This window comes from Curtobacterium sp. MCSS17_008, from assembly GCF_003234185.1.
Taxonomy (GTDB): Bacteria; Actinomycetota; Actinomycetes; order Actinomycetales; family Microbacteriaceae; genus Curtobacterium.
In genome coordinates this window covers 378,849-399,742 of record NZ_QKSM01000001.1, presented here as the reverse complement: position 1 = coordinate 399,742, position 20,894 = coordinate 378,849, and the positions used below count along the sequence as shown (strand labels likewise).

Sequence of the window (20,894 nt, the reverse complement as noted above, 5' to 3'; positions counted from 1 at the left end):
GGTGGTGCTCACTTCGTCGGTCACGCTCGCGGACTCCCGTGTCGGATGGCGTCGGTAGGCTGTCCGGGTGTCGGACTCCGCAAAGCCTACCCTCATGGTCATCGACGGCCACTCGCTCGCCTTCCGGGCCTTCTACGCGCTCCCGGTCGACAGCTTCGTGAACCGCGAGGGGCAGCACACGAACGCCATCCACGGCTTCATCTCGATGCTGCTCATGCTCCTGCAGCGCGAGAAGCCGACCCACCTGGCGGTCGCGTTCGACATCTCCCGCTTCTCGTTCCGTACCCGCGAGTACGAGGACTACAAGGGCACGCGATCCGAGACCCCGCCGGAGTTCAAGGGGCAGATCCCGCTCCTGCAGCAGGCGCTCGAGGCGATGGGCATCACGACGGTCACGAAGGAGGACTACGAGGCCGACGACATCCTCGCGACCATGGCGCGGCAGGGGTCCGAGCAGGGGTACCAGGTGTACGTCGTGTCGGGTGACCGCGACTCGATCCAGCTCGTGAACGACGACGTCACGCTGCTGTACCCGTCGGTCCGTGGCGTGTCCGAGCTCACGCGCTACGACCGTGACAAGGTGTACGAGCGGTACGGCATCGAGCCCCACCAGTACCCGGACATCGCGGCGCTCGTGGGCGAGACGAGCGACAACCTGATCGGCATCGACAAGGTCGGCGAGAAGACCGCCGTCAAGTGGGTCACCGCCTACGGCTCGCTCGACGGGGTGCTCGAGCACGCCGACGAGATCAAGGGCGTGGTCGGCAACAACCTCCGCGAGCAGAAGGACCGGGCGATCCGGAACCGCAAGCTCAACCGGCTCGTGGACGACGTCGAGCTGCCCGTCGGTCCCGCCGACGTCGCGCTCCGCCCGCTCGACGAGCAGGCCGTGCGTGACCTCTTCGCCAAGCTGCAGTTCCGCACCCTGCTCGACCGCGTCTTCAAGGTCGCCGGCACCGGTGAGCCGACCGAGGCCGCCGACGCCCCCGGCTCGGTCGACAGCGGCGCCCCGACGCCGCCGCCGGTGCAGACCGTGATCGACGAGGAGCTCGGCTACTGGCTGGAGCGCAAGGGTGCGAACGACGCCGAGAACGGGTTCGGCGTCGCGGTCGAGGTCATCGACGGCCGCCTCAGCGCGATCGGCATCGCGACCCACGAGGACGCGGTCCTGGTCCCCGGTGGCAGCGGGGCGAAGGACTACGAGCAGCTCGCCGCCTGGTTCGCCTCCGACGCTCCGAAGCACTTCCACGACGCCAAGGCCGCGATCAAGGCCCTCGGTTCGGTCGGCATCACCGTGGACGGCATCGCCGGTGACGCGCGCATCACGGGGTGGCTCGCGCAGCCCGGCAAGCAGGGCCAGTCCCTCGCCGACCTCGTGTACCAGGAGCTCGGCGAGGAGCTGCCGACCGCCGACCCCAACCAGCTCGTCCCCGAGACCGAACCGGTCAACGTCGGTGTGCACGCCTGGTACGTGCTCCGCGTCGACACCGCGCTGCGTGCCCGCGTCGACGAGTCCTCGCTGCGCGTGCTCGACACGATCGAGCTGCCGCTCGTCCCGGTGCTCGCGGGCATGGAGACCATCGGCGTCGGCATCGACCGCCCCGTGCTCACCGGGCTGTCGCACGACCTGGGGGAGCGTGCGGCCGACCTCGCGCAGCAGGCCTTCGCCGAGATCGGGCACGAGGTGAACCTCGGATCGCCGAAGCAGCTGCAGGAGGTGCTCTTCACCGAGCTCGCGATGCCGAAGACCCGGAAGACGAAGACCGGCTTCTCGACGGACGCCGCGAGCCTCGCCGACCTGCAGGAGCAGCACCCGCACCCGTTCCTCGGGCTGCTGCTGCAGCACCGCGACGCCACGAAGCTCCGGCAGATCGTCGACACGCTCGACGCCGCCGTCGTCGACGGGCGCATCCACACCCGCTACGAGCAGACCGGCACGAGCACCGGCCGCATCTCGTCGACCGAACCGAACCTGCAGAACATCCCGGTGAAGACGGCGGTCGGTCGTCGCATCCGGTCGGCCTTCGCGGTCGCCGAGCCGTACACGACGCTCGTCACCGCCGACTACTCGCAGATCGAGATGCGCATCATGGCGCACCTGTCCGGCGACCCGGGCCTCATCCAGGCGTTCAACGAGGGCGAGGACCTGCACCGCTTCGTCGGCGCCCGGGTCTTCTCCGTCGAGCCGGCGGACGTCACGCCCGAGATGCGCACCAAGGTCAAGGCGATGTCCTACGGCCTGGCCTACGGCCTCAGCCCGTTCGGCCTGTCGAAGCAGCTCCGGATCGACCAGTCCGAGGCGCGGACGCTCATGAACGAGTACTTCGCCCGCTTCGGTGCGGTCCGCGACTACCTCCGCGGCGTCGTCGAGCAGGCCCGTGAGGACGGCTACACCGAGACGATCTTCGGCCGCCGCCGTCCGTTCCCCGACCTGAAGAGCCCGAACCGGGTGCTGCGCGAGAACGCCGAGCGCGCCGCGTTGAACGCGCCGATCCAGGGTTCCGCGGCCGACATCATGAAGATCGCGATGCTCGGTGTCGACGAGGACCTGCGCGAGGGCGGTCTGGAGTCGCACCTGCTGCTCCAGGTGCACGACGAGCTCATCCTCGAGGTCGCGCCGGGGGAGCAGGAGCGCGTCGAGGAGATCCTGCGGACCCGCATGGGCGCTGCGGCGGAGCTGAGCGTGCCGCTCGACGTGTCGGTCGGCGTCGGCCCGAACTGGGAGGCCGCGGCGCACTGAGCCCCGTCTGCCCGAGACGCCGCGCTGCCGCCGAGACGCCGAGCTGCCGCCGAGACGCCGCGCTGCCGCCGAGACGCCGTCGGATCCGGCGGCGTCTCGGCGGGCGGAGCGCGTCTCACGTCCACGCACCCGTCTCGACGTCACCACCCCCGCCCGGGCGGTGCCGCTCGGTAGGGTCGGGGCATGAGCGAAGACCGACCCGTCCGCCAGCCCTCCGCCGTCGACCGCGTCGCGGAGGACTGGGTGTCCACCCTCGTCGACCTCGACCCCACGATCGCCACCTACATCGGCGTGCCCGGCCGCACCGACGGCTACGGCGACACGTCGCCCGCCGGCGCCGACGCCCTCGCCGACGCCGCACGCACCGCCCGCCGGGCTCTCGACGCCGCCGAGTCCACGGACGACGTCGACCGGGTGACCAAGACCGACCTCGGGGCGGAGCTCGACCTGGTCGTCGAGTCGCACGAGCGGAAGCTCCACCTGCGCGACCTCAACGTGATCGCGAGTCCGGCGCAGGAGTTGCGCGACGTCCTCGACCTCATGCCGACGGCGACCACGGACGACTGGCAGGACGTCGCCGGCCGCCTGCACGCGCTGCCGGACGCCCTGGAGGGCTACCGCGAGACCCTGCTCCAGGGCACGCGTGAGCAGGTCACGCCGGCACGACGCCAGGTCGAGCTCATCGCCGAGCAGGCCGCGCGCAACGGGGCCGAGGACGGTTTCTTCCGTCAGCTCGTCGACGGTGCCGCGCTCGAGGGCGGTGCGCCGCTGCCGGAGTCGCTGCGGTCCGAGCTCGTCCGCGGCGCCGAGGTCGCCGCCGCGGCCTACCGTTCCCTCGGGGGCTTCCTGGAGCACGAGCTGCTGCCGCTCGCGACGCCCGTCGACGCGGTCGGGCGCGAGGACTACGAGCTGCACTCCCGTCACTTCCTCGGCGCCGTCGTGGACCTCGACGAGACGTACGAGTGGGGCATCGAGGAGCTCGCCCGCATGCGCGACGAGCAGGAGCGCATCGCCGACCGCATCGAGCCCGGAGCCTCGGTCGCCCGCGCCATCGAGGTCCTCGACGCCGACCCCGCCCGCATCCTGCACGGTACGGACGCCCTGCAGCAGTGGATGCAGCAGACGAGCGACGAGTCGATCCGCGCGATGGACGGCAGGTACTTCGACATCGCCGACCCGATCAAGCGGCTCGAGTGCCGGATCGCCCCGACGCAGGAGGGCGGCATCTACTACACCGGCCCCTCCGACGACTTCTCGCGCGCGGGCCGCATGTGGTGGTCCGTGCCGCAGGGCGTGACCGAGTTCGGCACCTGGCGCGAGAAGACCACCGTCTACCACGAGGGCGTCCCCGGCCACCACCTGCAGATCAGTCAGGCGGTCTACAACCGCGGCGAGCTCAACACGTGGCGTCGGCAGCTTGCGGGGCCGTCCGGCCACGTCGAGGGCTGGGCGCTCTACGCCGAGCGCCTGATGGAGCAGCTGGGCTTCCTCGACGACGACGGCGACCGCCTGGGCATGCTCGACGGCCAGCGGATGCGCGCCGCCCGTGTGGTGCTCGACATCGGTGTGCACCTGCAGAAGACGAACCCCGACGGCGGCGGCTGGACGTGGGAGTACGCGCTCGACTTCATGGGCCGCAACGTCAACATGGCGCCGGAGTTCGTGCAGTTCGAGGTCGCCCGGTACTTCGGGTGGCCGGGACAGGCGCCGTCCTACAAGGTCGGGCAGCGGGTCTGGGAGTCGATCCGCGACGAGCTGGCGGCGCGCGAGGGTGCGGCGTTCGACCTCAAGGCGTTCCACCACCGCGCCCTCGCGCTCGGCGGGGTCGGTCTGGACACGCTGCGGAGCGCGCTGCTCGGCTGACGCGCCACGGACGGGAGGCACGTGGCGGCGCCGCCACGTGCCTCCCGTCCGTCCCGGGCGCGTGATCCGATCCGCGACACACGGCGACACGCCCGGTTGTCAGCGCCGTCGCGCTGCGGTTAGACTCGATCGGCGCAATCCGCGCCGACCAACACACCGCTGCGACGGCTCGCACCTGCGACAGGTGCGGACCAGGGGGTCGCTCCCTCGCCGTCACGGCCCGACTCATGTCCGTTCGGAGCAATCTCTACATGACAACCACCACGACCAAGGCTCCCAAGCAGGTCGCCATCAACGACATCGGCTCGGCTGATGACTTCCTGGCCGAGGTCGAGAAGACCCTGAAGTTCTTCAACGACGGAGACCTCATCTCCGGCACCGTCGTGAAGATCGACCGCGACGAGGTCCTCCTCGACGTCGGGTACAAGACCGAGGGTGTCATCCCCTCGCGCGAGCTCTCGATCAAGCACGACGTCGACCCCAACGAGGTCGTCGAGGTCGGCGACGAGGTCGAGGCCCTGGTCCTCCAGAAGGAGGACAAGGAAGGCCGCCTCATCCTGTCGAAGAAGCGTGCGCAGTACGAGCGTGCGTGGGGCGACGTCGAGAAGATCAAGGAGTCCGACGGCGTCGTGACCGGTACGGTCATCGAGGTCGTCAAGGGCGGTCTGATCGTCGACATCGGCCTCCGTGGCTTCCTCCCGGCCTCGCTCATCGAGCTGCGTCGCGTCCGCGACCTGACCCCGTACCTGGGCCAGGAGCTCGAGGCGAAGATCCTGGAGCTCGACAAGAACCGCAACAACGTGGTCCTCTCGCGCCGCGCCCTGCTCGAGCAGACGCAGTCCGAGTCGCGCACCACCTTCCTCAACAACCTCCACAAGGGCCAGGTCCGCAAGGGCATCGTGTCGTCGATCGTCAACTTCGGTGCGTTCGTCGACCTGGGCGGCGTCGACGGTCTCGTCCACGTCTCCGAGCTCTCCTGGAAGCACATCGAGCACGCCAGCGAGGTCGTCGAGGTCGGCCAGGAGGTCACCGTCGAGATCCTCGAGGTGGACCTGGACCGCGAGCGCGTGTCGCTCTCGCTCAAGGCCACGCAGGAGGACCCGTGGCAGGTCTTCGCCCGCACCCACGCGATCGGCCAGATCGCACCGGGCAAGGTCACGAAGCTCGTGCCGTTCGGTGCCTTCGTCCGCGTCGCCGACGGCATCGAGGGTCTCGTCCACATCTCGGAGCTCTCGAACAAGCACGTCGAGCTCGCCGAGCAGGTCGTCTCCGTCGGTGACGAGGTCTTCGTCAAGATCATCGACATCGACCTCGACCGTCGCCGCATCTCGCTCAGCCTCAAGCAGGCCAACGAAGGCGTGGACCCGGAGGGCACCGAGTTCGACCCGGCGCTCTACGGCATGCCGACCGAGTACGACGAGCAGGGCAACTACAAGTACCCCGAGGGCTTCGACCCGGAGACCAACGAGTGGCTCGAGGGCTACGACACCCAGCGCACCGAGTGGGAGGGCCAGTACGCGGCCGCCCAGTCGCGCTGGGAGGCCCACAAGGCGCAGGTCGCGAAGACCATCGCCGACGAGGCGCAGGGTGGCTTCGACCTCCCCGCCACCGCGTCGAGCTCCTCGTCGTCCTCGTTCTCGAGCGAGTCGAACGGTCAGGGCACCCTGGCCGACGACGCCTCGCTCGCGGCGCTCCGCGAGAAGCTCAGCTCGAACAACTGATCGAGCGGGTCGCACCGTACCGGAAGCCCGGCACTCCTGGAGGGGGTGCCGGGCTTCCGGCGTTCCCGGGCTGCGGTGGTCGGCGGGGTCCTGGGTAGCCTGGTCGTGTGCGCATCATCGGTCTGACAGGCGGCATCGCCGCGGGCAAGTCCACCGTGTCCCGTCGCTGGGCGGATCACGGTGCCGTCGTGGTCGACGCCGACCAGCTCGCCCGGCAGGCCGTCGCGCCGGGCAGCCCGGGGCTCGCCCGGGTCGCCGAACGCTTCGGGAGCCGTGTGATCGCCGACGACGGCTCGCTCGACCGCGCGGCGCTCGGCAGCATCGTCTTCGCGGACCCGGCGGCGCGGAAGGACCTCGAGGGCATCACGCACCCGGAGGTCTGGCGTCTCGCGCAGCAGGCGTTCGACGCGGCCGCGGCAGCGGATCCCGACGCCGTGGTCGTGTACGACGTGCCGCTCCTGGCAGAGGCCCGGGGGAGTCGGCCGATCTCGTTCGACGCGGTCGTCGTGGTCGACGCCCCGGCCGCTCAGCGGGTCGAACGACTCGTGGAGCACCGGGGGATGCCGCGTGACGAGGCCGAGCGACGCGTCGCGGCCCAGGCGTCGGACGCCGAACGGTTGTCGCTGGCCGACCACGTCGTCGACGCCACCGGGACGCTCGAGGGCACCGTCCGGTCCGCCGACGCGGTGTGGCAGCGCATCGCGTCCTGAGCGGGCTCGGCGGGCCCCGTCGCCCGCTCTGCTGTGGGCGATCAGGGCCGCGGGTGTCAGGGGTCACGACTACCGTTGAGCGCATGGCAGTGTCGATCGAGCCCACGCGGGCGATCCGTCCGTTCGAGGTGATCAGCGAGTACTCGCCGAGCGGTGACCAGCCGGCGGCGATCGCCGAGCTCGCCGGCCGGATCAACGCCGGTGAGACGGACGTGGTGCTGCTCGGCGCCACCGGTACCGGGAAGTCGGCGACGACGGCCTGGCTCATCGAGCAGGTGCAGCGGCCGACGCTCGTCCTGGCGCACAACAAGACCCTCGCGGCGCAGCTCGCGAACGAGTTCCGCGGGCTCCTGCCGAACAACGCGGTCGAGTACTTCGTCTCCTACTACGACTACTACCAGCCCGAGGCGTACGTCCCGCAGACCGACACCTTCATCGAGAAGGACTCGTCGGTCAACGCCGAGGTCGAGCGCCTCCGGCACTCGACGACGAACTCGCTGCTCAGCCGGCGGGACGTCGTCGTGGTCTCGACCGTGTCCTGCATCTACGGCCTCGGTACTCCCGAGCAGTACATGAACGCCTCGATCGCGCTGCACGTCGGCCAGACGATCTCGCGCGACCAGCTCGTCCGCAAGTTCGTCGGCATGCAGTACCAGCGCAACGACGTCGACTTCGCGCGCGGCACCTTCCGTGTCCGTGGGGACACCATCGAGATCATCCCGATGTACGAGGAGCACGCGATCCGCATCGAGATGTTCGGTGACGAGATCGAGGCGCTCACCTCCCTGCACCCCCTGACCGGCAACGTCATCACCGACCTCCCCGGCGTGTCGATCTTCCCGGCGTCGCACTACGTCGCCGACACCGACGTGATGCACCGCGCGATCGAGCGGATCAAGGACGAGCTCGCGGAGCGGCTCGCCGAGCTCGAGGGCCAGGGCAAGCTGCTCGAGGCCCAGCGGCTGCGGATGCGCACCACCTTCGACATCGAGATGATGGAGCAGATCGGGTTCTGCTCCGGCATCGAGAACTACTCGCGCCACATGGACGGGCGTGCGGCGGGCGAGGCTCCGCACTGCCTCATCGACTACTTCCCGGACGACTTCCTCATCGTCATCGACGAGTCGCACGTGACCGTGCCGCAGATCGGCGCGATGTACGAGGGCGACGCGTCGCGCAAGCGCACGCTGGTCGAGCACGGGTTCCGTCTGCCGAGCGCCCTCGACAACCGGCCCCTGACGTGGGAGGAGTTCCTCGACCGCGTCGGGCAGAAGGTGTACCTGTCGGCGACCCCGGGCAAGTACGAGCTCGGTGTCACGGACAGTGTCGTCGAGCAGATCATCCGCCCGACCGGTCTGGTCGACCCGGAGATCGTGGTGAAGCCGAGCGACGGCCAGATCGACGACCTGCTCGAGGAGATCAAGCTGCGCGTCGAGCGCGACGAGCGTGTGCTCGTGACGACGCTGACGAAGCGCATGGCCGAGGAACTCACGGACTTCCTCGGCAACGCCGGCGTCCGCGTGCGGTACCTGCACTCCGACGTCGACACCCTGAAGCGCGTCGAGCTCCTGACCGAGCTGCGCCAGGGCGTGTACGACGTGCTCGTCGGCATCAACCTCCTGCGCGAAGGTCTCGACCTGCCCGAGGTGTCGCTCGTTGCGATCCTCGACGCCGACAAGGAGGGCTTCCTGCGGTCGTCGACGTCGCTCATCCAGACGATCGGTCGTGCCGCCCGCAACGTGTCCGGCCAGGTGCTCATGTACGCGGACAAGATGACCGACTCCATGCAGCAGGCGATCGAGGAGACCGACCGGCGTCGCGAGAAGCAGATCGCCTACAACACCGAGCACGGCATCGACCCGCAGCCCCTCCGGAAGAAGATCGCCGACATCACCGAGGTCCTGCAGCGGGAGAGCGACGACACCAAGGCCCTGCTCGAGGGTCGTCCGGCCGCAGACGGCCGCCGCTCGCCCACGCCCAACCTGCGCCGTGAGGGCATCGCCGGTGAGGGCGCGACCCAGCTCGAGGCCACCATCGCCGACCTCAACGACCAGATGCTGCAGGCCGCGGCCGAGCTCAAGTTCGAGCTCGCGGCACGGCTCCGCGACGAGGTCCAGGACCTCAAGAAGGCGCTGCGCCAGATGGAGTCCGCGGGGCATGTCCGCTGACGCCGACCGACGCACCGTCGTCGTGACCGGTGCGAGTGCCGGTCTCGGGTACCACGCGGCCGAGCAGCTCGCCGCCCAGGGGCACCGAGTCGTCCTCGCGACGCGGAACGCCGAGCGTGGCGCAGCCGCCGCGCGGAGCGTCCGGGAACACGTCGACCACGCGGACCTCGTGCACCTGCACCTCGACCTGGCCGACCTCGACAGCGTGCACGCCGCCGTCGACGAACTCGGCGAGCTGGGCCCGGTCCACGCGCTCCTGAACAACGCGGGCGTCGTCGGGTCGGCCGAGCGGCAGGAGACCGCGCAGGGCTTCGAACTGCAGGTGGGGACGAACCACCTCGGACACTTCGCCTGGACGGCGCTCGCCCTGCCGATGCTCGACCAGGACATCGGTCGGGTCGTGCACCTCGGGTCGATCGCGCACCGTTTCGCGACGCTCGACCGGTCCGACCCGCTCGCGGTCGGCCGCTACGAGTCACACCGGCAGTACGCCAGGAGCAAGCTCGCGGTGATGCTGTTCGGCTTCGAGCTCGCCCAGCGCCTCGGGGACGCCGGTTCGAACGTCCGCAGCATCGTCGCCCACCCCGGGTTGTCGCTCGACGCCGCGGCTCCGCCACGGCCGGCCATCGCGCCGACCCGTCGTGAGCCGGCGTGGATGCGCGCCGGCTCGGGATGGGTGGCGCAGGGCAAGGACGCCGGAGCGCGGCCGCTCGTGCACGCCGTCGTCGGCGACGAGGTCCGGTCGGGGGAGTACTGGGGTCCCGGTGGCCCGCTCCAGTTCGCGGGGGCACCGGCGCTCGTCCCGGCGCGGCCCCGGGCGCACGACCGGAACGCCGCGGCCCGGCTCTGGACCGCGAGCGAGCGGGCCACCGGCGTCGCGTTCGCTCTCGACGCACTCGCGTGAAGCCGCACCGCGGACGGATGTCGGTCCTGCTTCGTAGAATCGTCTGCGATGACCATCACCTCTGACCGCGGTACCGCGACCCCTGGCCGGAACGCCTTCGGCGAGCCTGCCGACCTCCACCTCCCGGGCGGGACGGCACCGCACAGCACCTCGACGCTCAGCGTCCGTGGTGCCCGCGTCCACAACCTCCGCGACGTCGACCTCGAGATCCCGCGTGACTCGCTCGTCGTCTTCACCGGGCTCTCGGGGTCGGGCAAGTCCTCGCTCGCGTTCGACACGATCTTCGCCGAGGGGCAGCGCCGGTACGTCGAGTCCCTGTCCGCGTACGCGCGGCAGTTCCTCGGCCAGGTGGACCGTCCCGACGTCGACTTCATCGAGGGCCTGTCGCCCGCCGTCTCGATCGACCAGAAGTCGACGAACCGCAACCCCCGGTCGACGGTGGGCACCATCACCGAGGTCTACGACTACATGCGTCTGCTCTGGGCCCGCATCGGTGTCCCGCACTGCCCGGTCTGTGGCGAGGTCATCAGCAAGCAGAGCGTGCAGCAGATCGCCGACCAGCTCATGGAGTTCGAGTCGGGGACGCGCTTCCAGGTCCTGGCACCCGTCGTCTCCAAGAAGAAGGGCGAGTTCGTCGACCTCTTCCAGGAACTCGCGGCCTCCGGGTACGCCCGCGCGATCGTCGACGGCGAGCGGATCCAGCTCAGCGACCCGCCGAAGCTGAAGAAGCAGGTCAAGCACGACATCTCGGTGATCGTGGACCGCCTCGTCGCGAACGAGGACATCCTCGGTCGCCTGACGGACTCGCTCGAGACGGCGCTCCGCCTGACGAACGGCACCGTGGCGATCGACATGGTCGACCACGAGGGGCCCGGGGCCGTCCGGACGTACTCCGAGAACCTGTCCTGCCCGAACAACCACCCGCTCGCGCTCACCGAGATCGAACCCCGCACCTTCTCGTTCAACGCACCCTTCGGTGCCTGTCCCGAGTGCTCCGGTCTCGGCACCCGGATGTCGGTCGACCCGGACCTGGTGCTCGGTGACCCCGAGGCGTCCCTGCGCGACGGCGTGCTGCTGCCGTGGACGGGCACGAGCGGGCTCTACTCGTACTTCGAGAAGCTCCTCGCAGGTCTCGGCAAGGACCTCGGGTTCAGCCTCGACACCCCGTGGAACCAGCTCGACCCGTCAGTCCAGGCGGCGATCCTGACCGGGAAGGACTTCCAGGTCTCCGTGTCGTGGAAGAACCGCTTCGGCCGCGAGATGCGGTACACGAGCGGGTTCGAGGGCGTCATGCCCTACATCGAGCGCAAGTTCGCCGAGGCCGAGTCGGACTCGCAGCGCCAGCGCTTCCAGGGGTACCTGCGCGAAGTGCCGTGCCCGGTCTGCGACGGCACCCGTCTGAAGCCCGAGGTCCTCGCTGTGACGGTCGACGGCCGCAGCATCGCCGACGTCACCGACATGTCCCTGGACCAGGCCTACGGCTTCATGGAGTCGCTCACGCTCACCGAGCGCGAGGCGCACATCGCCGCCGCGGTCCTCCGTGAGATCCGGGCGCGTCTCGAGTTCCTGCTCGAGGTCGGGCTCAACTACCTCACGCTCGCGCGGGGCGCGGGCGGGCTGTCCGGTGGTGAGGCGCAGCGCATCCGTCTCGCGACCCAGATCGGCTCGGGTCTGACCGGTGTGCTCTACGTGCTCGACGAGCCGAGCATCGGCCTCCACCAGCGTGACAACCGACGGCTCATCGACACGCTCGTCAAGCTCAAGGACCTCGGCAACACCCTCATCGTCGTCGAGCACGACGAGGACACGATCCGCACGGCCGACTGGGTGGTCGACATCGGACCGGGCGCCGGCGTGAACGGCGGCAAGGTCGTCCACTCCGGTTCGTACGAGGGCATCATCGCGAACCGCGAGTCCGTCACGGGCGACTACCTGGCCGGGCGCCGCGCGATCGAGGTGCCGACGGAGCGACGGAAGATCAACCCGAAGCGCGTGATCAGCGTCCAGGGAGCGCGGGCGAACAACCTCAAGCAGGTCGACGTCGACTTCCCGCTCGGCGTCTTCACCGCGGTCACCGGCGTGAGCGGTTCGGGCAAGTCGACCCTGGTCAACGACATCCTGTACAAAGTGCTCGCGAACCAGCTCAACGGTGCACGGCACATCGCCGGCAAGCACACGCGCGTCAAGGGCCTGGACCAGCTCGACAAGGTGGTGCACGTCGACCAGGCGCCGATCGGCCGCACCCCGCGGTCGAACCCGGCGACGTACACGGGAGTGTTCGACCGCATCCGGCAGCTCTTCGCCGAGACCCCCGAGGCGAAGGCGCGTGGCTACCAGCCCGGGCGCTTCAGCTTCAACGTCAAGGGCGGGCGCTGCGAGAACTGCTCGGGCGACGGCACGATCAAGATCGAGATGAACTTCCTGCCCGACGTCTACGTCGCGTGCGAGGTCTGCGGCGGTGCGCGGTACAACCGCGAGACGCTGCAGGTGCACTACAAGGGCAAGGACATCTCCGAGGTCCTGGACATGCCGATCAGCGAGGCGGCCGAGTTCTTCGAGCCGATCTCCGCGATCCACCGGTATATGCAGACACTCGTCGACGTGGGTCTCGGGTACGTCCGGCTCGGGCAGAGCGCGACCACGCTCTCCGGTGGCGAGGCGCAGCGCGTGAAGCTCGCCACCGAGCTGCAGCGTCGCTCGAACGGTCGGACGGTCTACGTGCTCGACGAGCCGACCACGGGCCTGCACTTCGAGGACGTCCGGAAGCTGCTGCTCGTGCTGCAGAGCCTGGTCGACAAGGGCAACACGGTGATCACCATCGAGCACAACCTCGACGTGATCAAGTCCGCCGACTGGCTCGTCGACATGGGCCCCGAAGGCGGCGCGGGCGGCGGCACCGTGCTGGCCGTCGGTACGCCGGAGCACGTCGCGGACGTGCCGGAGAGCCACACCGGGGTCTTCCTGCGCGAGATCTTCGACGCGCAGGACGCCCGGGTCGGCAAGGAGCAGGCGGTGGGTGCGCGCCAGGCGACCCGGAAGCAGCAGCAGAAGGCGGGTGCTCGGTAGGTGTCGGACACCGTCTCCTGGCGGCCGAAGGCGGGGGAGATCCCGACCGATCCGGGCGTCTACCGGTGGCGTGACGAGGCCGGGAGGGTGCTCTACGTCGGCAAGGCGAAGAACCTCCGTGCCCGGCTGAGCAACTACTTCGCCCCGCTGCCGACGCTGCACGAGCGCACCCGACGCATGGTGCTCACGGCGCGGAGCGTCGAGTGGACCACGGTCGGCTCTGAGATCGAGGCACTGCAGCTCGAGTACACCTGGATCAAGGAGTTCGACCCGCCGTTCAACGTCAAGTTCCGGGACGACAAGTCGTACCCGTACATGGCGATCACCCTCGGCGAGGAATCGCCGCGGGTGATGGTGACGCGGAACCGCAAGATCAAGGGCGCGAAGTACTTCGGGCCGTACCCGAAGATCTGGGCGGTGCACGACACCATCGACCTGATGATCAAGGTGTTCCCGATCCGGACCTGCTCGGACTCGTCGTACAAGAAGGCGATGCAGACCGGCAAGCCGTGCTTCCCGGGCCAGATCGGCAAGTGCGGCGGGCCATGCTCGCAGAAGGTCTCGATCGCCGAGCACCGCGCGATCGTCGACCAGTTCGTCCGCTTCATGTCCAGCTACGACCGCCGGGTCATCACCGAGCTCCGGCAGCGCATGGCGGCCTCCGCGGATGCGATGCAGTACGAGCAGGCCGCGCGCTACCGGGACCAGGTCGGTGCCCTCGAGGCGGTGCTCGAGAAGTCGGCCGTGGTGCTCCGTGACTCGGTCGACCTCGACCTGTTCGGCGTGGCCGAGGACGAGCTCGCCGCGGCCGTGCAGCTGTTCTCCGTCCGCGGGGGCCGCATCCGCGGTGTCCGTGGCTGGGTGGTCGACAAGGAGCTCGACATCAGCACGGGCGACCTCATCGAGCAGATCGTGCAGGGCCAGTACGCGTCGACCGAGGAGCCGCCGCGCGAGGTCGTCGTCCCCGAACTGCCCGAGGACGCCGAAGCGCTGCAGCAGTGGCTCAGCGAGCGCCGCGGCGGTCGCGGTACGAAGCTCAGCACCGCGCAGCGGGGCGACCGAGCGGGCCTCGCTCGCACCGCGGCGCAGAACGCGGCGCAGGCGCTCATGCTCTACAAGACGAAGCGGAGCGCCGACTACACGACCCGCTCGGCAGCGCTGGCGGACATCCAGGACGCGCTCGGCATGACCGACGCCCCGCTCCGCATGGAGTGCTACGACATCTCGCACCTGCAGGGCACGAACGTCGTGGCCTCGATGGTGGTGTTCGAGGACGGTCTGCCCCGCAAGGACCAGTACCGCCGGTACACCATCGCCGAGACGACGGACGACACCGACAGCATGTACCAGGTGCTGTCGCGGCGGCTCGCACGGCTCGACGAGGACGCCGCGGTGCCGGACGTCCCGGACGCCACGAGCGACGACGTGGTCGAGGGCACGAAGCCCACGAAGCGGTTCGCCTACCGGCCGCAGCTCCTCATCGTCGACGGCGGGCAACCGCAGGTGCAGGCGGCGAAGCGGGCGATGGACGAGGCGGGTGTGCACGACATCGCGCTCGTCGGCATCGCGAAGCGGCTCGAGGAGCTCTGGCTGCCCGACGACGACTTCCCGGTGATCATGCCGCGGAACTCGGAGGCGCTGTTCCTCATCCAGCGGATCCGTGACGAGGCGCACCGGTTCGCCATCACCCACCAGCGCACCAGGCGGAAGCGGGACGTCCGATCGCAGCTGTCGGAGATCCCGGGGCTCGGGCCGACACGGGTGAACGCGCTGCTGAAACACTTCGGTTCGGTGGCACGCCTGCGCGACGCGACGGCGGAGCAGATCGCCGAGGTGAACGGCGTCGGTCCCGCCACTGCTGCGGCGGTGGTCGCGAAGCTGGCGCAGGCGCCGCAGAGCGCACCGGACTCCAGCGCTCCCACCCCCAGCGCTCCCACTGCCGGCGCGGACGAGCCGACCAGCGCGGACGAGCCAGCCGGCGCGGACGAGCCAGCCGGCGCAGACGCGCCGGCCAGCGCGGACGCGCGAGCCAGGGCGGAGGCGCCGGCCAGCGCACCCGGTGCCACCGACGGGGCGGAGCCGGACCGCTCCTCCCGTCCGGCGGGCCCCGTCCGCGTACCGGACGTGACCGACGACGGCCCGCACCGCCCGCGGTGACGCCGTCGCCGGAGGGTGCAGGACCGGCGCCGCCACCCGGCGTCGGCCCTGCGCCGTCCAGCGCGCGGGCGATAGCCTGGACGCAGCCGAGACCTCCCCGGGCCGTGGCCCGGGCCGCCACGACGGAGCCCTCCCACACATGAGCGACACGAGCGACGACCACGCCCGCGACGACGACCACGCCCGCGACGACGACCACGCCCGCGACGCCACGACCACCGCGTCGCAGCAGCACGACATCCTCATCGTCACGGGCATGTCCGGAGCGGGCCGGTCGACGGTCGGCAAGGCTCTCGAGGACCTCGGCTGGTACGTCGTCGACAACCTGCCCACGCAGATGCTCGGTCCGCTCACCGAGCTCGCCGACCGTGCTGGTGAGAAGATCCCGAAGATCGCCACCGTGGTCGACGTCCGCGGCGGCCGCTTCTTCACCGACCCCGAACAGGCGGTCGAACAGGTGCGCGCGAGCACGTCCGCGCGCGTGCGCGTGCTGTTCCTCGAGGCCACGGACGCGGTGCTCGTCCGTCGGTTCGAGCAGGTCCGCCGGCCGCACCCGCTGCAGGGCGACGGGACGCTCCTCGACGGCATCGGGCTCGAGCGGTCGCGTCTCTCCGGCCTCCGCGAGGCATCCGACGTCGTCATCGACACCTCGGACCTCAACATCCACCAGCTCGCGAACAGCGTGACCGAGCGCTTCGCCGACGACCACTTCGTCGGCGTGCAGGTCACGCTGATGAGCTTCGGGTTCAAGTACGGGCTGCCCGCCGACGCGGACATGGTCGCCGACGTCCGCTTCATCCCGAACCCCTACTGGGTCCCGGAACTGCGGCCGCACACGGGCCTCGACGCCCCCGTCTCGGAGTACGTCCTCGCGCAGCCGGGAGCCCGCTCGTTCGTGGAGCGCTACGCCGCCGTGCTCGAGCCCGTGCTCGCCGGCTACCAGCGCGAGAACAAAAGACACGCTACGATCGCCATCGGCTGTACCGGCGGCAAGCACCGCTCGGTCGCCGTCGTCGCCGAGTTGGCGAACCTCCTCCGCGGGATGCCCGACGTCGCCGTGCGTGTGAAGAACCGAGATCTCGGCCGGGAGTGACCGTTCCTCCGGCCGCTCCACACGACGTGCGCCGGGGCCGCGGACCCCACCAGAGAAAACGTTAGGAATGATGCTGTGCCGTTGACTGCCGAGGTCAAGGACGAACTGGCCAGGGTCGTCGTGAACCGCAACACGGTCCGCGCCGCCGAACTCGCGACCATCCTGCGGTTCGCGGGCGGCCTGCACGTCATCTCGGGCAGGATCGCGGTCGAGGTCGAGCTCGACACCCGGATCATCGTCCACCGCGTGCGGAAGGACCTGGCGGAGCTGTACGGCGTGCGGAGCGAGGCGTCGGTGGGGTCGGCCGCATCCTCCCGCCGCGGCACCCGCTACCTCGTCCGCGTGCTCGAGGCGGGGGAGACCCTCGCTCGCCAGACCGGGCTCATGGACGCCCGCCGCCGCCCGGTGCGGGGCCTCCCGAACCGCCTCACCACGGGCAACCGCGAGGACCTCGCCGCCATCTGGCGCGGTGCCTTCCTCGCGTCCGGCACGCTCACGGACCCGGGCCGAGCCGCCGCGCTCGAGGTGACCTGCCCGGGCAACGAGGCCGCGATGGCCCTCGTCGGAGCCGCGTCGCGCCTCGGCATCGCCGCGAAGGGCCGCGAGGTCCGCGGCGTCCACCGCGTCGTCATCCGTGACGGCGAGGCGATCGGGCAGATGCTCACCGTGATGGGTGCCGCCCGCACCACCGCCGAGTGGGAGGAGATGCGGCAGCGCCGCGAGGTCCGCGCCACCGCGAACCGTCTCGTCAACTTCGACGACGCGAACCTCCGTCGTTCGGCGCAGGCAGCCGTCGCCGCCTGTGCCCGCGTCGAGCGCGCGCTGGAGATCCTCGGCGACGAGGTCCCGGACCACCTCAAGTACGCCGGCTCGCTCCGTCTCGAGCACCGCGACGCCTCGCTCGACGAGCTCGGCCAGCACGCCGAGCCGCCGATGACGAAGGACGCGATCGCCGGCCGGATCCGCCGCCTGCTCGCCATGGCCGACAAGAAGGCCTCCGACCTCGGCATCCCGGGGACCGAGGCCAGCGTGCCGGAGGAGCTCGAAGGGGCCTGATCGGTCGCGTTCGCACGTCCGGGCGGGAGGCGCGGTGCCAGCTGGCGCCCGGCCCACGCCGCCGGTTCCGGAGCGATGCGCCAGCGGCGCTGCGACCGTGCCGGTGGGGAGCCGCCCGGCCGTCCGTGGGGACACGCGGCACCGGCCGCGACCGTCCGGACGGACCGTCATCCAGCGCGGGCGTGCAGTGTCCGACTGCTAGGGTCGTGACGGCGACGTTACGGGGCGTATCGTCCACCACACGTGGGCCGAACGGGCTCGCGACTCCGAAAGCAGCGCCCCCGGGGCGCTCCACACCCACCAGGAGATCCATTGACCGTCAAGATCGGCATCAACGGCTTCGGCCGCATCGGCCGTAACTTCTTCCGGGCCGCCCTCGCCAAGGGCTCCGACCTCGAGATCGTGGCGGTGAACGACCTCACCGACAACGCGGCTCTCGCGAACCTGCTGAAGTTCGACTCCATCACGGGTCGTCTCGGCGTCTCCGTCGAGCTCGAGGGCGACAGCATCGTGGTCGACGGCAAGCCGATCAAGGTCCTCGCGGAGCGCGACCCCGCGAACCTCCCCTGGGGCGAGCTGGGCGTCGACATCGTCATCGAGTCGACCGGCTTCTTCACCAAGGCCGCCGACGCGCAGAAGCACATCGACGCGGGCGCCAAGAAGGTCATCATCTCCGCCCCGGCGACCGGCGACGACGTCACCATCGTGCTCGGCGTGAACGAGGACCAGTACGACGCCGAGAACCACAACATCATCTCGAACGCGTCGTGCACCACGAACAGCCTCGCGCCGCTCGCCAAGGTGTTCCACGACAAGTTCGGCATCGAGCGCGGTCTCATGACGACGGTGCACGCCTACACGGCCGACCAGAACCTGCAGGACGGCCCGCACAAGGACCCGCGTCGTGCCCGTGCCGCCGCGCTCAACATCGTCCCGACGTCGACCGGCGCCGCGAAGGCCATCGGCCTCGTCATGCCGGAGCTCGCCGGCAAGCTCGACGGCTACGCGCTCCGCGTGCCGGTGCCCACCGGTTCGATCACCGACCTGACGCTCGAGACGTCCTCCGAGGTCACCGTCGACGAGATCAACGCCGCCTACAAGGAGGCCGCAGAGGGCCCGCTCAAGGGCATCCTGCTCTACAGCGAGGACCCGCTGGTGTCGACCGACATCACGACGGACCCGCACTCGTCGATCTACGACTCGGGCCTGACCAAGGTCATCGGCAAGCTCGTCAAGATCACCTCGTGGTACGACAACGAGTGGGGCTACTCGAACCGTCTCGTCGACCTGACCGAGTACGTGGGCGAGCGACTCCCGGCATGAGCCTGCGCACCCTCGAGGACCTCGGCGACCTCGCCGGCAAGCGCGTCGTCGTCCGGTGTGACCTGAACGTCCCGCTCAAGGACGGCACGATCACCGACGACGGCCGCGTGCGGGCGTCGCTGACCACGCTCAACACGCTCGTCAACGCCGGGGCGCGGGTCATCGTGATCTCGCACCTCGGTCGTCCGGACGGCAAGCCCGCGCAGGAGTACTCGCTCGCCCCCGTGGCGCAGCGCCTCTCCGAGCTGCTGGGCAAGGAGGTCACCTTCGTCGGTGAGACCGTCGGCGACGAGGCGACCTCGGCCGCCGAGGACCTCGGGGACGGCGACGTCCTGCTGCTCGAGAACCTCCGCTTCAACCCGGAGGAGACCTCGAAGGACGCGTCCGAGCGCCAGGCGTTCGCGGAACGCATCGCCGCCCTCGGCGACGCGTTCGTGTCCGACGGCTTCGGTGTCGTGCACCGCAAGCAGGCCTCGGTCTACGAGCTCGCCGCGGCGCTCCCCAGCGCCGCCGGGTCGCTCATCGAGTCCGAGCTGACGGTGCTCGAGCGCCTGACGAAGGACCCGCAGCGGCCGTACACGGTCGTGCTCGGCGGATCGAAGGTCAGCGACAAGCTCGGCGTGATCGAGCACCTGCTCCCGCAGGTGGACACGCTGTGCATCGGCGGCGGGATGCTCTTCACCTTCCTCGCGGCCCAGGGCCACGGGGTGGCGAAGTCGCTGCTCGAGCAGGACCAGCTCGACACCGTCCGCGCCTACCTGGCGAAGGCCGACGAGCTCGGCGTGACGATCGACCTGCCGACCGACGTCGTGGTGGCCTCCGGCTTCGCGGCCGACGCGGCGCACGAGACCGTCGCGGCCGACGCCATCGAGTCCTCGTCGTTCGGCGCGGACGGCATCGGCCTCGACATCGGTCCGGAGACGGCGTCGCGCTTCGCCGCGGCGGTCGCCGGTTCGAAGACGGTCTTCTGGAACGGCCCGATGGGCGTGTTCGAGTTCCCCGCGTTCGCCGCCGGCACGAAGACCGTCGCGCAGGCCCTGACCGAGGTCGACGGCCTCGGCGTGGTCGGCGGCGGCGACTCCGCGGCGGCCGTGCGGTCGCTCGGGTTCCCGGACGACCGCTTCGGGCACATCTCGACCGGAGGAGGAGCGAGCCTCGAGTTCCTCGAGGGCAAGCCGCTCCCCGGTCTCGAAGCACTGGGGTGGTCCCGATGACCCGCACGCCGTTCATCGCCGGGAACTGGAAGATGAACCTGGACCACCTCCAGGCGATCGCCACCGTGCAGAAGCTGGCCTGGACGCTGAAGGACGCGCGCCACGACCACGACGACGTCGAGGTCGCGGTGTTCCCGCCCTTCACCGACCTGCGGAGCGTGCAGACGCTCATCGCGGCGGACAAGCTGTCGATCGAGTTCGGCGCGCAGGACCTCTCGCAGTACGACGCCGGTGCGTACACCGGTGACGTCTCGGGAGCCTTCCTCGCCGCCCTCGACGCGAAGTACGTCATCGTCGGCCACTCGGAGCGTCGCACGATGCACGGGGAGACGGACGAGATCGTCGCCGCGAAGACCGCCGCGGCCGTCAAGCACGGCCTCGTGCCGGTCGTCTGCGTCGGCGAGACCGGCGAGGAACGCGAGCAACGCGGCGCGGGCGTGGTCCCGGTCGAGCAGCTCCAGGTGGTCCTCGACGCCGTGCAGCCGTCGGAGATCGTCGTGGCGTACGAGCCGGTGTGGGCCATCGGGTCCGGGCAGGCCGCGACGCCCGAGCAGGCCCAGGACGACTGCGCCGCCCTCCGCCGGGCCATCGCTGCGGCGTGGGGCGACGAGGCCGCTGCGGCCACCCGCGTGCTCTACGGCGGTTCGGTGAAGTCGGGCAACATCGCCGGCTTCCTCCGCGAGCCCGACATCGACGGCGCGCTCGTCGGCGGGGCATCGCTCGACGTGCAGGAGTTCGCGGCCATCGCGCGCTTCCGGCAGCACGTCGGACTCTGACACACCCCGCTCAGGCCGGTCGCGTCCTCGTGACCGGCCTGAGCCACGCCCGTGCCGGTGCCCGGGCTGCTGCTGCGGCCCGGTACACTTGCATGGCTGACTG

13 protein-coding genes are annotated in these 20,894 nt (G+C 70.3%); all 13 read left to right on the top strand.

Going from position 1 to position 20,894, the window contains the following annotated elements:
* The first annotated feature begins 67 nt into the window (after positions 1-67).
* The 13 genes from polA (at position 68) to tpiA (ending at position 20,791) form a co-directional block, all read left to right on the top strand.
* Positions 68-2,740 (top strand): DNA polymerase I, encoded by a 2,673-nt coding sequence (polA, locus tag DEJ23_RS01835; protein ID WP_111238543.1) that lies wholly within the window; start codon positions 68-70, stop codon positions 2,738-2,740.
* Positions 2,741-2,923: 183 nt separating this feature from the next.
* Entirely contained in the window at positions 2,924-4,603 is a 1,680-nt protein-coding gene (locus tag DEJ23_RS01830; RefSeq protein ID WP_111238542.1) for a DUF885 domain-containing protein, read from the top strand.
* Positions 4,604-4,854: 251 nt separating this feature from the next.
* Entirely contained in the window at positions 4,855-6,324 is a 1,470-nt protein-coding gene (gene rpsA, locus DEJ23_RS01825) for a 30S ribosomal protein S1 (RefSeq protein WP_111238541.1), read from the top strand.
* 107 nt (positions 6,325-6,431) lie between these two features.
* Entirely contained in the window at positions 6,432-7,034 is a 603-nt protein-coding gene (gene coaE, locus DEJ23_RS01820) for a dephospho-CoA kinase (RefSeq protein WP_111238540.1), read from the top strand.
* An 83-nt stretch (positions 7,035-7,117) separates the two neighbouring features.
* On the top strand, positions 7,118-9,202 hold the full coding sequence (uvrB, locus tag DEJ23_RS01815) for an excinuclease ABC subunit UvrB (protein WP_181429062.1): 2,085 nt from the start codon (positions 7,118-7,120) through the stop codon (positions 9,200-9,202).
* Positions 9,192-10,106 (top strand): SDR family NAD(P)-dependent oxidoreductase, encoded by a 915-nt coding sequence (locus DEJ23_RS01810; RefSeq protein ID WP_111238539.1) that lies wholly within the window; start codon positions 9,192-9,194, stop codon positions 10,104-10,106. Before uvrB ends, DEJ23_RS01810 begins: the two co-directional genes overlap by 11 nt.
* Before the next feature lie 48 nt (positions 10,107-10,154).
* Positions 10,155-13,172 (top strand): excinuclease ABC subunit UvrA, encoded by a 3,018-nt coding sequence (gene uvrA, locus DEJ23_RS01805; protein WP_111238538.1) that lies wholly within the window; start codon positions 10,155-10,157, stop codon positions 13,170-13,172.
* Positions 13,173-15,329 (top strand): excinuclease ABC subunit UvrC, encoded by a 2,157-nt coding sequence (uvrC, locus tag DEJ23_RS01800; RefSeq protein WP_111238537.1) that lies wholly within the window; start codon positions 13,173-13,175, stop codon positions 15,327-15,329.
* Positions 15,330-15,468: 139 nt separating this feature from the next.
* Complete coding sequence (gene rapZ / locus DEJ23_RS01795) at positions 15,469-16,422, top strand: RNase adapter RapZ (RefSeq protein ID WP_258375207.1); 954 nt, start codon at positions 15,469-15,471, stop codon at positions 16,420-16,422.
* A 75-nt stretch (positions 16,423-16,497) separates the two neighbouring features.
* A complete protein-coding gene (gene whiA, locus DEJ23_RS01790; RefSeq protein ID WP_111238536.1) occupies positions 16,498-17,478 on the top strand; it encodes a DNA-binding protein WhiA in 981 nt (326 codons plus the stop codon).
* Between the two features lie 312 nt (positions 17,479-17,790).
* Positions 17,791-18,801 carry a type I glyceraldehyde-3-phosphate dehydrogenase gene (gene gap, locus DEJ23_RS01785; protein WP_111238535.1) on the top strand — a complete coding sequence of 337 codons (1,011 nt, stop codon included), beginning with the start codon at positions 17,791-17,793 and terminating at the stop codon, positions 18,799-18,801.
* Positions 18,798-20,015, top strand: coding sequence for a phosphoglycerate kinase (locus DEJ23_RS01780; protein WP_111238534.1), 1,218 nt, complete (start codon positions 18,798-18,800; stop codon positions 20,013-20,015). Before gap ends, DEJ23_RS01780 begins: the two co-directional genes overlap by 4 nt.
* Positions 20,012-20,791 (top strand): triose-phosphate isomerase, encoded by a 780-nt coding sequence (tpiA, locus tag DEJ23_RS01775; protein ID WP_111238730.1) that lies wholly within the window; start codon positions 20,012-20,014, stop codon positions 20,789-20,791. Before DEJ23_RS01780 ends, tpiA begins: the two co-directional genes overlap by 4 nt.
* The last annotated feature ends 103 nt before the right edge of the window (positions 20,792-20,894 follow it).